This is a genomic window from Micromonospora sp. RTP1Z1 (assembly GCF_033804685.1).
GTDB lineage: Bacteria > Actinomycetota > Actinomycetes > Mycobacteriales > Micromonosporaceae > Micromonospora.
In genome coordinates this window covers 16,050-29,308 of record NZ_JAPFQV010000018.1, presented here as the reverse complement: position 1 = coordinate 29,308, position 13,259 = coordinate 16,050, and the positions used below count along the sequence as shown (strand labels likewise).

General features: G+C 71.6%; 19 protein-coding genes. 8 read left to right on the top strand and 11 right to left on the bottom strand.

What is annotated here, in order from left to right; all coding sequences use genetic code 11:
* Positions 1-46: 46 nt before the first annotated feature.
* The 8 genes from SLP03_RS11875 to SLP03_RS11840 form a co-directional block, all read right to left on the bottom strand.
* A complete protein-coding gene (locus SLP03_RS11875) occupies positions 47-949 on the bottom strand; it encodes a sulfurtransferase (protein WP_319460610.1) in 903 nt (300 codons plus the stop codon).
* A gap of 147 nt (positions 950-1,096) precedes the next feature.
* A complete protein-coding gene (locus SLP03_RS11870; RefSeq protein WP_319460609.1) occupies positions 1,097-1,543 on the bottom strand; it encodes an imidazolonepropionase-like domain-containing protein in 447 nt (148 codons plus the stop codon).
* 2 nt (positions 1,544-1,545) lie between these two features.
* On the bottom strand, positions 1,546-2,313 hold the full coding sequence (locus tag SLP03_RS11865; RefSeq protein ID WP_319460664.1) for an SGNH/GDSL hydrolase family protein: 768 nt from the start codon (positions 2,311-2,313) through the stop codon (positions 1,546-1,548).
* Positions 2,314-2,666: 353 nt separating this feature from the next.
* The gene (locus SLP03_RS11860) at positions 2,667-2,804 is read right to left on the bottom strand and encodes a hypothetical protein (RefSeq protein WP_319460608.1); all 138 of its coding nucleotides are present in this window, start codon (positions 2,802-2,804) and stop codon (positions 2,667-2,669) included.
* A 318-nt stretch (positions 2,805-3,122) separates the two neighbouring features.
* Entirely contained in the window at positions 3,123-4,250 is a 1,128-nt protein-coding gene (locus SLP03_RS11855; RefSeq protein ID WP_319460607.1) for a hypothetical protein, read from the bottom strand.
* A complete protein-coding gene (locus tag SLP03_RS11850; RefSeq protein ID WP_319460606.1) occupies positions 4,247-4,777 on the bottom strand; it encodes a SigE family RNA polymerase sigma factor in 531 nt (176 codons plus the stop codon). Before SLP03_RS11850 ends, SLP03_RS11855 begins: the two co-directional genes overlap by 4 nt.
* Positions 4,778-4,881: 104 nt before the next feature.
* A complete protein-coding gene (locus SLP03_RS11845) occupies positions 4,882-5,229 on the bottom strand; it encodes a hypothetical protein (RefSeq protein ID WP_319460663.1) in 348 nt (115 codons plus the stop codon).
* Positions 5,229-5,420, bottom strand: coding sequence for a hypothetical protein (locus SLP03_RS11840; RefSeq protein WP_319460605.1), 192 nt, complete (start codon positions 5,418-5,420; stop codon positions 5,229-5,231). The genes SLP03_RS11845 and SLP03_RS11840 overlap by 1 nt, the downstream gene beginning before the upstream one ends.
* 231 nt (positions 5,421-5,651) lie before the next feature.
* On the opposite strand from SLP03_RS11840, the gene SLP03_RS11835 reads away from it, so the two are divergent.
* From SLP03_RS11835 to SLP03_RS11800, 8 genes are all read left to right on the top strand, one after another.
* Positions 5,652-6,452: a helix-turn-helix transcriptional regulator gene (locus SLP03_RS11835; RefSeq protein WP_319460604.1), complete on the top strand. Its 801-nt coding sequence runs from the start codon at positions 5,652-5,654 to the stop codon at positions 6,450-6,452.
* Complete coding sequence (locus SLP03_RS11830) at positions 6,443-6,631, top strand: DUF397 domain-containing protein (RefSeq protein ID WP_319460603.1); 189 nt, start codon at positions 6,443-6,445, stop codon at positions 6,629-6,631. Before SLP03_RS11835 ends, SLP03_RS11830 begins: the two co-directional genes overlap by 10 nt.
* A 108-nt stretch (positions 6,632-6,739) precedes the next feature.
* Positions 6,740-6,994, top strand: a complete 255-nt coding sequence (locus SLP03_RS11825) for a FitA-like ribbon-helix-helix domain-containing protein (protein ID WP_319460602.1) — start codon at positions 6,740-6,742, stop codon at positions 6,992-6,994.
* On the top strand, positions 6,991-7,392 hold the full coding sequence (locus tag SLP03_RS11820; protein ID WP_319460601.1) for a type II toxin-antitoxin system VapC family toxin: 402 nt from the start codon (positions 6,991-6,993) through the stop codon (positions 7,390-7,392). Before SLP03_RS11825 ends, SLP03_RS11820 begins: the two co-directional genes overlap by 4 nt.
* A 42-nt stretch (positions 7,393-7,434) precedes the next feature.
* Entirely contained in the window at positions 7,435-9,204 is a 1,770-nt protein-coding gene (locus tag SLP03_RS11815) for a proline--tRNA ligase (protein ID WP_319460600.1), read from the top strand.
* 54 nt (positions 9,205-9,258) lie between these two features.
* Positions 9,259-9,678 carry a CBS domain-containing protein gene (locus SLP03_RS11810; RefSeq protein ID WP_319460599.1) on the top strand — a complete coding sequence of 140 codons (420 nt, stop codon included), beginning with the start codon at positions 9,259-9,261 and terminating at the stop codon, positions 9,676-9,678.
* Between the two features lie 67 nt (positions 9,679-9,745).
* Positions 9,746-10,171, top strand: a complete 426-nt coding sequence (locus SLP03_RS11805; protein ID WP_319460598.1) for a SufE family protein — start codon at positions 9,746-9,748, stop codon at positions 10,169-10,171.
* 20 nt (positions 10,172-10,191) lie between these two features.
* Entirely contained in the window at positions 10,192-10,824 is a 633-nt protein-coding gene (locus tag SLP03_RS11800; protein ID WP_319460597.1) for a DsbA family oxidoreductase, read from the top strand.
* 87 nt (positions 10,825-10,911) lie between these two features.
* Here the strand turns inward: SLP03_RS11800 and SLP03_RS11795 are convergent, their stop codons facing one another.
* The 3 genes from SLP03_RS11795 to SLP03_RS11785 all read right to left on the bottom strand — a co-directional run bounded on the left by SLP03_RS11795 (position 10,912) and on the right by SLP03_RS11785 (position 13,181).
* A complete protein-coding gene (locus tag SLP03_RS11795) occupies positions 10,912-11,460 on the bottom strand; it encodes a YbaK/EbsC family protein (RefSeq protein ID WP_319460662.1) in 549 nt (182 codons plus the stop codon).
* Positions 11,461-11,526: 66 nt separating this feature from the next.
* Entirely contained in the window at positions 11,527-11,721 is a 195-nt protein-coding gene (locus SLP03_RS11790) for a hypothetical protein (protein WP_319460596.1), read from the bottom strand.
* Positions 11,722-11,786: 65 nt separating this feature from the next.
* The gene (locus tag SLP03_RS11785; protein WP_319460595.1) at positions 11,787-13,181 is read right to left on the bottom strand and encodes an MFS transporter; all 1,395 of its coding nucleotides are present in this window, start codon (positions 13,179-13,181) and stop codon (positions 11,787-11,789) included.
* Between the last annotated feature and the right edge of the window lie 78 nt (positions 13,182-13,259).

Genomic DNA, 13,259 nt, shown 5'->3' with positions numbered 1-13,259 from the left:
CCGTGGTCACCCGGGGTGACCACGGCCGTCGGTGGATCGAGGCGGATCAGCCGGCGAGGCCGCCCGGCTGGTCGCCCTTCACGACGGGAGCCCGGACCAGGTTGCCCCACTCGGTCCACGAGCCGTCGTAGTTGCGCACCTGCGGGTAGCCGAGCAGGTGGTGCAGCACGAACCAGGTGTGGCTGGACCGCTCGCCGATCCGGCAGTACGCCACCACGTCGTCTGACGGGCTCAGCCCGAGCTGGTCGGCGTAGATCGCGCGCAGCTCGTCGGCGGACTTGAAGGTGCCGTCGTCGTTCGCGGCGGACTTCCACGGCTTGCTCACCGCGCCCGGGATGTGCCCGCCGCGCAACGCGCCCTCCTGCGGGTAGTCCGGCATGTGCAGCATCTCGCCGGTGTACTCGCCCGGCGAGCGCACGTCGACCAGCGGACGACCGGCCGCGATGTGCGCCATCACCTGCTCGCGGAACGCCCGCAGCGGCGCGTCGTTCCGCTGCGGCACCGGGTACTCGGCGCGGGGACGGGTCACCTTCTCCCGGGTCAGCTCCCGCCCCTCGGCGATCCACTTCTGCCGGCCGCCGTCGACCAGCCGCACGTCGGGGTGGCCGAAGAGCGAGAAGACCCAGAGGGCGTACGCGGCCCACCAGTTGAAGTTGTCGCCGTAGAAGACCACCGTGTCGTCCCGACCGATGCCCTTGGCGGCGCAGAGCTCGGCGAAGCGCTTCGCGTCCAGGTAGTCCCGCGTGACCTCGTCGTTCAGCTCGGTGTGCCAGTCGACCTTGACCGCACCCGGGATGTGACCGGTGTCGTAGAGCAGCACGTCCTCGTCGGACTCCACCACGACTAAACCCTCGTCGCCCAGGTGCTCGGCCAGCCACTCCGTGGTGACCAGGCGCTGCGGGTCGGCGTACGACTGGAGGCGGGGATTCGGATCACTCGGCACCGGCATGATCTCCAAGGTACGCCCGATCGGGGGCCGACGACCCGGCAACGGAAATCGGGTGCGACGGATGTGGCGGGTCGCACGTGACAGTCGCGGAACCCGCCGACCACAGAGGATCACTACGGCAGCGGACCGGGCCGCCCCGACCGACGGTCAGGCGCGGCGGTGGACCAGGCGGCCGGCCACCACCGTGGCGAGGCATGTGCCGTCGTCGGCGAAGACGGCCAGGTCGGCCCGGCCGGCCGGGACCAGCGCCGCCGGCCGGAGGGCGTCCAGTACCGCGACGTCGTTGCGGGCGGCCGCGGCGCGCAGCCCCGGCTCGGTCACGTACGCGGCGAGCACGGCGGCGGCACCGCGCCGGAACAGCTCGTGCACCCGCTCACGCGGCGTCGGCGCGGCGGGCAGCGGTCCGTCGTGCACCAGGGCCGGCCCGAGGGTGCCGGCCCAGCGCCGCACCCGCACCTGCGGGTAGGCGGCCGTCAGCTCGTCCAGCGGCGCGATCGCGGCGATCCGGCCCCCGTCAACCAGGACCGCCGCGTCGGCGGTCGGCTCCTCGTCGAGGGTGCGCCGCAGCAGCGGCGCGGTGTGCAGGGTGAGCACGATCAGTCAGTGAGCGGGCCGAGGACCGGCCGCTTCGCGGTGACGGTGTCGCCGGAGGAGCGGCCGGTCAGCCGGCGCTTGATCCAAGGGGCCAGGTGCCGGCCGGCCCAGCGCAGGTCGGCGGCGCGCCCGGCCAGCCACGGGGTGGGCGCCGGGTGCGGCGGCACCATCAGCCAGTCCTCGTCGCAGCCGACGCCGAGCGCGGTCAGCACCTGCCCGGCTACCCGCCGGTGCCCGGCCGCCGACAGGTGCAGCCGGTCGGTGCTCCAGAGCATCGGGTTGAGGAAGGTGTCGTCGGCGTAGAGGTCGACCAGGATCGCTCCGTGCCGCTCGGCGGTCTCGCCGACCGACCGGTTGAGCAGCTCGATCCGGGGCGCGACGAGGCGCTGGCCGGGCAGCCGGGCCATCACGTCGGCGAACCGGAAGAGGATCACGTCGGCCCCGCCGGAGCGCAGTTGCGCGACCACGTCGTCGAAGCGGGCGAGCAGCGCGTGCGGGTCGAAGGTCCGCCGCAGCACGTCGTTGCCGCCTGCGGCGAAGCTGATCAGGTCGGGCTTCATGGCCAGGGCCGCCGGCACCTGCTCGGCCACGACGCTCGGGAAGAGCCGACCCCGGATCGCCAGGTTGGCGTACCCGAAGTCCGGGCCGGCCTCGGCGGCGAGCCGGGTGGCCACCAGATCCGCCCAACCGCGGTAGGTGCCGTCCGGATACGCGTCGTCCATGCCCTCGGTGAAGCTGTCGCCCACCGCCACGAAACTGCCCCAGCGCACCTGCTGCCCTCCGGTTCCCGGCTTCCCATCGGTGCCGGCCATTCTGGCACCGCAGGTGGTCGACAGACGCGCCGGCCGCGTATGGACGTGGCGTGGCCCACGCCGCCGACGGGTGTCACGGGGCAGAAAACCGGGCGCCAGGGCGGAAATAGTGACGCGCGACCCCAATCGGGGACGGTCAGGAGTGGACGCAGGAAGATCGGAGAGGTGACGCAGGACGTCCTCGGGGTGTCGTACGAGGAGTTCGAGAAGGCGTGGCTCGCCTACCTCAAGGACGAGGTGCGCTGAGCGCGGGCAGGCGGTGGGACCACCTCCGGTGGCCCCACCGCCGCTCTGCGGCCGTGGTGGATCGCTCAGGCCGCGTACGCCAGCAGCGTCAGGCCGCGCACGTCGGCCGGCTCCTCGACCGTGCCGAGCGGCTTGAAGTTGCTGTCCGGGACGGTGATGCCGGTCGCCCGGCGGACGATCACCTTGCCGTCGGCGGTGAACATGATGCTGCGGATGTCGCCCCCGCCGAGGCGGTCAGGCCCACCACCGCGAGCGCGGCCGCCGAGAGGGCCACGACACGGCGGAGCTTATGCAGACGAGCGGTGCGGGCGGCGGGGGTCGGGGCGGCGAAAGCGTTCACGGTTCCGGTCCTCAGGGTCGGTGGCGCATCGTTCTGACGCACTCCCAGACGTCGAGTTCCTCAAGGGGGGTTGCCGTCTCGTAGAAGGAAGTTTCGGGGAATGTTCGAGGCCTGGGCCACCCAGGACACAGGCCCTCAGCACCAGGTGCTGAGGGCCTGTTGATCGGCCTTGACCGATGGATCAGGGCACGTACGCTAGCAGCGACATGTTCCGCGTGGGCTCGGCGACCGTGCCGAGCGGCGCGAAGGTGCTGTCCAGGACACTGATGCCGGTCCTGCGCGTAACGATCACCTTGTTGTCGATGGTGAACATGATCCTCCAGATGTCGCCCTTACCCGGCAGGTCCACCACCTTGCTCGTGGTGGTGTCGACCACCGCGAAACTGCCTTCGTCGCGGGACACGTCGGTGGGCTGCCAACCGACCGCCACGTACCGGCCGTCCATCGACACGCTCCGGGCCTCCCAGCCACCCCAGTGCGCGGCCTCGTCCTTCGGCGGCGTGTAGGAGTACTGACGCGACTGCGTCCCGTCGGTGACGAACGGCTTGTACTGTTCGGACTCGTCGGACGCGGCCAGCCACGTCCCGTCGGCGGACCAGCACCGGCTGCTCTCCTGGCCTGGGTCACCGTTGACCCGCTTGTTGGCCGCCAAGTCGAACAGCACCGACTCCCGGGTCTTCTTGTGCACCATCAACAGGTCGCCGCCCTTCCAGACAAGCGGCCTGGAGCCGAGGCAGTTGACGTCGTCCAGCAGCCTCGTCGCCCCCGGCTCGCCGATCACCGAGGTGAGGAGGACACCCGACTGCCAGTCTCCGTCGGCGCCCTGCACCCAGGCCACCCGCTTACCATCCGGCGAGATGGTGAGGGTGTTGGACTCGCACCCGGTGGGGGCGGACGGAATCTGGTGGACCACCTGGTCCGAGCTGCCCCGGACGGCGTGGATCCGGGACTTGGTGGACGTGATCTCCAGGTAGTACCGGGTGCCGTCGAGGACGGACGCCGGCTTCGTCGGCGAGTTGGTCGGCTCGGCGCTCGCCGAAGGATGCGGGGTCGGGGTGACCTCGACCGGGGGCGTGCTGACGGTGGTCGACGGGCTGGCGGGCTGTGGCACGGGCGCCCGCCCGTCGGGCCGGATCGCCAGGGCGGTGCCGGTCGCGGCGGCGATCATCACCAGGGCGGCGGCCGACGTAACGACGGCGCGCTGGATGCCGAGCCGGCGAGAGGTACGCAGCGCCCGGTCCCGCAGGTCGACCGGGGTGACCTCATCGGCCAGCTCAGTCAGGTCGAGCCGGAGGCGGTCGTCGTTCATCGGGCACTCCCTTCCAGGACGTACAGCTCGGCAAGCTCGGGGGCGACGGTGCGCAACTTCGCCAGGGCCTTCGAGGTCTGGCTCTTGACGGTGCCGACGGTGACGCCGAGCAGGTCGGCGGCCTCGGCCTCGGTCCGGTCCTCGAAGAACCGCAGCACCAGCACGGCCCGCTGCTTCGGGGAGAGCTTCGCCAGCGCGCCCCGCAGGGTCAGCCGGAGCGTGGTCTGGTGTGCGTGGTCGGCGGCCGAGCCGCCTCCGCGCGGCTCGGGCAGCTCACCCGGCATCGACTCGGGGATCCGGCGCCGCCGCCACCAGGAGACCTGCAGGTGGTACATGATCTTTCGGGTGTACGCCTCGGCGTTGCCGCTGTCGTGCAGCCGGCTCCAGGACCGGTGGGTCCGGGCCAGCGCCGACTGGACGAGGTCCTCGGCCAGATGCTGGTCGCCGGTGAGCAGGTAGGCCGAGCGCAGGAGCGCGGGGGTCCGGTGACGGACGAACGAGTCGAACTCACTCAACTGAGGGTCCACACGAGCCGATCCTTGGGGGTGAGGTGGTGCATCATCCTGACGCCCTTCCAGACGTCACCCTCAGCCGCGGTGGTTGCCGTGCCTCGATGAGAAGTTTCGGCCGATCATCGGTCGCCGGTCGGAGGGTCCACCAACCCTGTCCGGTACGGGCCCCAGGCGACGAACCGCTGGAACAGCTCCCGCGGGGTCGGGCCGTCGTGCGGGTTCAGCCGGAACAGGTCGTGGGCCGCCTCGTGGTAGAGCCCGGACAGGTAGATGGCCAGCTCGACGGGGCTGTTGTCGAATTCGACCCGGAGGAGCAGCCGAGCCTCGGCGCACGGCCACGGCAGCCCGCAGGCCCGACACACCCACAGCGGACGGAGCGGCAGGTGCGGCGGCTGGCCCGGCGGATACGCCCGCGGCCGGTCCGGGTACGGCCCGAGGCGGGGCATCGGAAGCTGACCGGGGGGCATCACCAGCGCCCTCCGTTGGCCCGCCACTCCTGCGCCCGGGTCAACCGGCCGGGGCACCCCGGCCGCATCGTCGGGAGGACCCAGGTCGGCTCGCGCATCCAGCCCGGCAGGTTGGCGCCCCGAACCCGGCGGGGCAGGGCCGGTGGCGGCGCGGCCGTCCGGCACCGGAACCAGCGGAGCACATCGCGCATCTCGACCTTCTTCAGCAGCACGGGGCCGGGGCCGCCCCTGCACGGGAGAGATTCACGGGCGGCCCCGCAGCGGGCCGGACGGAAGGCGACCCACTGCGTGACAGTCTGCTGAGGACGGAACTACGCTCGGAAGTGATGTCGATGCCCTGAGCGGCGGCTGAGCAGGTCAGAGGCAGTCCCGGGCAGAGCGTGGGAAGTCCTGGAGAAACTATGGGAGAGACAGGGCGAAGCATGGGCGAGTCGTGGTGGGAGTTCATCACCAGCGAGCTGCGTCAGGCCCGCATCCGAGCCGGGCTCAGCCAGGAAGAACTGGCCAAACGGATCAACTACTCCGCATCCCACGTCTCCGGCGTCGAGACCGGCCAGCGTCCACCCAAGGCCGACTTTCTCGCCGCGATGGACGAGGCGCTGGGCACCGGCGGGATGTTCGGCCGGATGCTCCGCCGCGCCTCGCTGGTGGAAGGAGCTCCTCCATGGATGCGAGCGTGGATCGACAACGAGCGCGAGGCGGTCCTGCTGCGCTGGTATGAGCCGGCCTACGTGCCCGGCATTCTCCAGACCAAGGCATACGCGCGGATGACACTGTCGGACAGCTTGCTCAATGCCGAGGAAATCGAGCAGCGGGTCGCGTCCAGGCTCGGACGGCAAGTCATCCTCACCCAGGAGCACCCGTGTCAGGTCGTTGCCGTGCTTGACGTGATGGTGCTGCGTCGACCGCTCAAGGGGCACCCCGAGTTGATGGGTGAACAGCTCGCCCATCTGGTGAAGGCGGCCGAGCTGCCGCACGTTCAAATACTCGTGGTGCCTGAGGAAGCCGGGCTTTACCCTGCATTGCAGGGCGGCTTCATCCTGGCCACTCTCGGCGATAGCGCGGTAGTCGCGTACCTCGACCACCAGGTCCGTGCTCAGGTAGCGAACCAAGCCGATGACATTGCTAGCCTCCAACGGCAGTGGGAGGCCGTCCGTGGAGAAGCTCTTTCCCGCAGACAGTCACTCGAACTGATCAAGGAAGCGGCGCAGACATGGACATGACCGGTGCCCGATGGCGCAAGTCGACCCGCTCGGGCTCCAACGGTGGCGCGTGCGTCGAGGTGGCCGACAACCTGCCCGGCGTCGTCGGCGTGCGCGACAGCAAGGACCCGACCGGCCCGGTCCTCACCTTCGACCCGCAGACCTGGCGAGCCTTCATCGATCACACCAAACGCCACTGATTCGACGGACCGATGCCCTCGGCGTTGATCGCCGGGGGCATCGTCGTACCAGAACAGACCACGCCAGATCGTTGGGCAACCCTCCCGCCGTGCATGCATAATGAATGCATGGTTGCTCTCCAGATTCGCGACGTACCTGAGGAAGTACGGGACGCGCTGGCAGCCCAGGCCAGGGCGCGCGGCCAGTCGCTCCAGGCGTACCTGCTGGAGCTGGTGGAAACGCAGGCCCGACGGCTGCGCAACACGGCGGTCCTGGACCGTTTCGGTGGCCGGTCGGACGGCACACGCTCCCTGCCAGGAGAAAGTGCGGCGGAGTTGACCGACCAGCGGGAGCAGCGCGGACCTTCGGGGCACGCGGCGTGATCGTGGTGGACGCCTCCGTCCTTGCCGATGCCCTGGTCGATGACGGTCCGGTGGGCGACGCGGCGAGGGCGGAGCTGACCGCGGATCCGCACTGGGCCGCCCCCGGTCATCTCCTGATCGAGGTGATGTCGGTGATCAGGGGCAAGGTTCTCGGCAACAAGCTGGCCCTTGCTCGGGCTCAGGAGGCGATCCAGACGCTGCCCTCGTTGGTCATCGACGAGATCAGCACCGCGACGCTGCTCGACCGGATGTGGCAACTCCGTGGCAACGTCACCGCGTACGACGCGGCATACGTCGCTGCGGCGGAGATGCTCGCCTGTCCGCTCGTTACCGGCGACGGGAGGCTCGCCAAGGCGAGCGGCGTCCGTTGCGAGATCCGCCTGATCACCACATCCTGAATCGGATCGACGGCCCCGATACATCGGTCATAGGCTGCGGCAATGCTGCTGCGCATGTCGACCCTGCTGCTCCGGACCCTCCGTGAGGACCCGGCGGATGCGGAGGTGCCGAGCCACCGGCTCCTGCTCCGCGCCGGCTACGTCCGCCGCGCCGCACCGGGCGGCTACACCTGGCTGCCGCTGGGCAAACTGGTGCTGGACCGGATCACCGAGATCGTCCGGCAGGAGATGACGGCGATCGGTGACCAGGAGGTGCACTTCCCGGCGCTGCTGCCCGCAGAGCCGTACCGGACCAGCGGCCGGTGGACTGAGTACGGCGACGACATCTTCACCCTCGCGGACCGGAAGGGCGCGGAGCACCTGCTCGCCCCGACCCACGAGGAGATGGCCGCGCTGCTGGTCAAGGATCTCTTCTCGTCCTACCGGGACTTCCCGGTGACGCTCTTCCAGATCCAGACGAAGTTCCGGGACGAGGCCCGGCCCCGGGCCGGGCTGCTGCGCGGGCGCGAGTTCCTGATGAAGGACGCCTACTCCTTCGACCTGGACGAGGCCGGTCTGCAAGCGGCATACGACCGGCACCGCGACGCCTATGCAAAGGTCTTCGACCGGCTCGGGCTCGACTACACGGTGGTGCACGCGACGTCCGGGGCGATGGGCGGCTCGGCGTCGGAGGAGTTCCTGGCCGCCACGCCGGTCGGTGAGGACACCTTCGTCGGCTGCACCGCCTGCGACTATGCGGCCAACACGGAGGCGGTGGTGACCCGCGCCCCGGCGGCCGGCGACCCGGAGGCGCACCCGCCGCTGGAGGTGCACGACACCCCGGAGACGCCGACCATCGCCTCGCTGGTCGACCTGGCGAACACGCGCGGCCTGGGCGGTCGGCGCGACTGGACCGCCGCGGACACCCTGAAGAACGTGGTGCTGACCGTACGCCGGCCCGGCGCCGAGGAGCCCGAGCTGCTGGTGATCGGGGTGCCCGGGGACCGGGAGGTCGACCTCAAGCGGGTCGAGGCGGCGGTGCACCCGGCCGCGGTGGCGGTCTTCGACGACTGGGCGGCCCACCCCGAGCTGGTCCGCGGGTACATCGGCCCGCAGATCCTGGAGAAGCTCGGCGTCCGCTACCTGGTCGACCCCCGCGTGGTCACCGGCACCGCCTGGCTGACCGGGGCCAACGAGCCGGGTCGGCACGCGGTCGACGTGGTCTGCGGTCGGGACTTCACCCCGGCGGGCACGATCGAGGCGGCCGAGGTGCGCGCGGGCGACCCCTGCCCGGCGTGCGAGGCCGGCGAGCTGACCATCCGGCGGGGCATCGAGATCGGACACATCTTCCAGCTGGGCCGCCGGTTCACCGACGCGTTCGCCGTCGACGTGCTCGGCCCGCAGGGCAAGCCGGTCCGGCCGACCATGGGCTGCTATGGCATCGGGGTGTCCCGGGCGGTCGCGGCGATCGCCGAGCAGCACCACGACGAGCGGGGTCTGGTGTGGCCGGCGGCGGTCGCGCCGTGCGACGTACACGTGGTGGCAGCCGGGAAGGGGCCGCAGCTCGACGCGGCGCTCGACCTCGGCGGACGCCTGGCCGCCGCGGGCCTGCGGGTGCTGGTCGACGACCGGACGCACGTCTCGGCCGGGGTGAAGTTCACCGACGCCGAGCTGATCGGCATCCCGCGCGCCGTCGTGGTCGGCCGCCGGCTCGCCGACGGGTACGTCGAGCTGCGCAACCGGGCCGGCGGCGAACGAATCGAGCTGCCGCTGGACGGTCTGGTCGAGCGACTCGCCGACGAGGTGGGCGGGGCGCGCCGCAACGGGGTGTAGCGATCGCGCCACGGGGTACCGCTGCGGGATCGACCAAGGTTTTCGGAGGCTCTCATGTACCGGGTCAGCGACGTGATGACGAAGCAGGTGGTCTACCTGCCGGCGGAGACCATGTTGGACGAGGCGGCCAGGGTGATGAAGGAGGCGGACATCGGCGACGTGGTGGTCACCGACGGGGCCACCCTCGCCGGCATGCTGACCGACCGCGACATCGTGGTGCGGGCGGTGGCCGAGCGCGCCGACCCGGGGACCACCACCATCGGCTCGATCATCACCCGTGAGGTGGTGATGATCGAGCAGCACTCCACCGCGAGCGAGGCGGCCGCGCTGATGCGCGAACGCGACATCCGGCGGGTGCTGGTCTGCGACAACGACCGCAAGCTGGTCGGCATCGTCTCGCTGGGCGACCTGGCCATGCAGCTCGACCCGAACTCCGCGCTCAGCGACATCAGCGAGGCCGCTCCGAACATGTGACCCGGCCGACGCGGCACCCTCCGCCCGACCCCGGTGGGCGCCGCGTCGACGGCGGTAGCCTGACGGGATGCCCGAGATGCCGACCAAGCTGGCCGAGATCGTCGACGAGTTCGCCGCCGCGCCCCGCGATCTGGTGCTGGAGATGCTCCTCGAGTACGCCGACATCATTCCGCCCCTGCCGCCGGAGATCGACCGGGAGGGCATGGAGCAGGTGCCCGAGTGCCAGACGTCGTTCTTCCTGCGCGCCCAGGTCCAGCCGGACGACACGGTGGTCACCTGGTTCGACTGCCCACCGGAGGCGCCCACCACCCGCGCCTTCGCCGGCATCCTCGCCGAGGGGCTGGCCGGGGCGAACGCCGGGCAGGTGCTGGCTGTGCCGGACGACCTCTACCAGCGGATGGGGCTGGCCCAGGCGATCAGCCCGCTGCGGGTACGCGGCGGGACCGCGATCCTGGGCCGGCTCAAGCGCCAGGTTCGGGAACAAGCCGGCTGAGCTGGGCGTTCACCCCGTTCATGGAGATCGAAATCTACGCCGACGTGGTGTGCCCCTGGTGCTGGATCGGCAAGCGCCGGCTGGAGCAGGCCCTCGAGTCGTACGACGGTGAGGTGACCGTCGTGTACCGGCCGTTCCAGCTGGACCCGACGCCGGTCACCGAGCCGAAGCCGCTGCTCGAGGCAATGGGCGCGAAGTTCGGCGGCCGGGAGCGGGCCGAGACGATGTTCGCCCAGGTGTCGCAGGTCGCGGCCGGCGTCGGTCTGGACATGCGCTTCGACCGGGCGGTGCACTCGAACACCTTCGAGGCGCACCGGCTGATCCGGTTCGCCACCGAGCGGGGCCGGGCCGCCGAGACCATCGACGCGCTCTACCGGGCGCACTTCACCGACGGCATCGACGTCGGCTCGAAGGACGCGCTGGTCAAGCTCGCCACCGAGGTCGGCCTGGACGAGGCCGAGACCCGGGAGTACCTGGACTCGAACGTCGGCCGGCGCGAGGTCGCGGCCGACCTGACCGCCGCCCATGAGCTCGGGGTGAGCAGCGTGCCGACGTTCGTGCTGGCCGGCAAGTACGCCGTCACCGGCGCGCAGGAGCCGGAGACGCTGCTCGCCGCCCTCCGCGAGGTCGAACAGCGGGAGTCGGCAGCCTGACGAGCGGGTGTCCGGCGCCGCCCGGCACCGGGCATCAATCGACGGGTGTGATGTTTCACGTGCAACCACATCGACGCCCGCGATGATCTAGTCCGGCCTGGCCAACCCCTCCACCACCGTCGCCCCGGGCAGCGCGCCGAGCGCCGGCCCGGGCAGCGCGATCTTGCTGTGCCGTACGCCGGATCCGATGATCACGTGCGGGACGGCGATCACCCGCGAATCGACCAGGATCGGCCACTGCTCCGGCAGACCGATCGGGGTGATGCCGCCGTACTCCATGCCGGTCAGCTCCACCGCGTCAGCCATCGGCGCGAAGCTGGCCTTGCGGACGTCCAGCGTCCGGCGGACCACGCCGTTCACGTCGGCGCGGGTGGTGGCGAGCACGATGCAGGCGGCGTACCGGATCTCACCCTCGCGCTTGCCGGCCACCACCACGCAGTTCGCCGACACGTCCAGGCCCACCTCGTACGCCGCACAGAAGGCGGCCGTGTCGGCCAACTCGGCATCGATCGGCGCGACCAGCACATCGTCCACGTCGACCGGCGCGTCGGCCGGCCACCGCTCGATCGCCGCGGCGACCGGCGGTGCCAGCAGGTCCAGCCGGGCGCGGGCCGGCTCGGTCTTCAGCGTCCCCATCACGGCTGCGATCCTCGCACCCGCGCCCCGGTTCCGCTCGGCAGGCCCACCCCGACGCGGCCAAGGTCAGCTGCCGGTGAGGAAGGCGTTCTCCCGGGCGAAGGTGCGGTCCTGGAACGCGGCGAGCTCCTCCGCCCGGGCCATCTGGGCGCGGTGCGTTTCGATGTCCTCCATCCCGTGCCGGACACCCAGCCGGATCACGCCGTAGAGGAAGACGAAACCGAACACGTAGAGGATCACGGTGGTGACTAAAACCAGCATGCGGCCACGGTAAAGCGAAGGCGAAGCGCAGACGCTTTCATCTCCGCCCGGTTCCCCCGTTCGTGTCACGGGGATGCCGGCGGCATCCCCGTTGGTGACGGCACCACAACCCTGCCCGCGAGCAGCACACCGAGCAGCCCGCAGCCGGCCGCCACCGCGAGGGTGGCCGCGAACCCGGCCGGACCGGGCGCCGGGCCGGCGGCGAGCACCGCGCCGGTCAACGCCAGCACGGTGGCCGCGAACAACGAGTCGCCCAGTTGCAGGGAGGAGCTGTTCCGGCCCTGCTCACCGGGGGCGGAAAGCGTGAGGGTGAGCACCGACAGGGACGGATAGAGCAGCCCCATGCCGAGCCCGGCCGTGGCCCAGCCGAACACCGCGAGCGGCACCGGCACGGCTGGCACGACGGTCAGCGCCACCACGGCCGTACCGGCGGCCACGCAGGCCAGCCCGGCCCGGGGCAGCGTGGCCGCGGAGCGCGGCGTGCGCAGCCGCCCCTGGAGCCAGGAGCCGACCGACCAGGAGACCGCACCCACGGTGAGCACCAGACCCGCCGCGGTCGGCGAGAACCCCCGCTCCCGGGAGAGCATCAGCGGAATCACCACCTCCGCCCCGGCGAACGCCGCCGAGGCGAGGCCACGCAGGCCGATCACCGTCGGCAGACCCCGCCCGGCCCGCAGGAAACCCGCCGGCAGCAGCCGCGGCGCGCAGCCGAGCAGCCCGACCAGGGCCACCCCCACCACGCCGACCGCGAGCGCGCCGCGCTGCTGCCCCCCGTAGTGCAGCAGTGCGGCGCTCGCCCCCGCCCCGCAGGCCCAGCCGATCCGGGCCGACGCGCCGGGCGGCGGCCGGACCGGCGCCGACACGCCGAGCGCCCGCAGCCCCGGCTGGATCAGCAGTACCGCGGGCACCGCGACCGCCGGCACCGCCAGGAAGACCCACCGCCAGCCGAGGTGCTCCACGATCAGGCCGGCCAGCGCCGGACCGACCAGCGACGGTACGACCCAGGCCGCCGCGAACGCGGCGAAGACCCGCCGCCGCAACTCCTCCGGGTACGCCTGACCCACGATCACGTAGAGCGCCACCGAGAGCAGGCCCGAGCCGAAGCCCTGCACCACCCGCCCGACCACCAGCACCCCCATCGCCGAGGCGCTACCGGCGACGAGCAGCCCCACCACGAACCAGGCCACCCCGTGCCACATCGGCGCCCGAGGTCCCCGCGCGTCGCACCAGATGCCCGAGACCACCATCGCGACCACGCCCGAGGCGAACGGGCCACCGAAGGCGAGCGCGTACAGGGTCAGGCCGTCCAGGCTTCGGGCGACCGTCGGCATGGCGGTGCCGACGGCCAGGGCCTCGAACGCCAGCAGGGAGACCAGGGCGACGCTGCCCACCGTCATCGCCCGCAGCCGCGGGGCGTACAGGTGCTCGGGCGGGGCTGCCGGGGCGGCGGTGGCGGTCACCGGCGGGCGGCGCGGGGTGCGATCGGCATGGGCTCAGCCTCGGCCCTCAACCCGGGTTGAGGTCAACCGTGAGCCCGG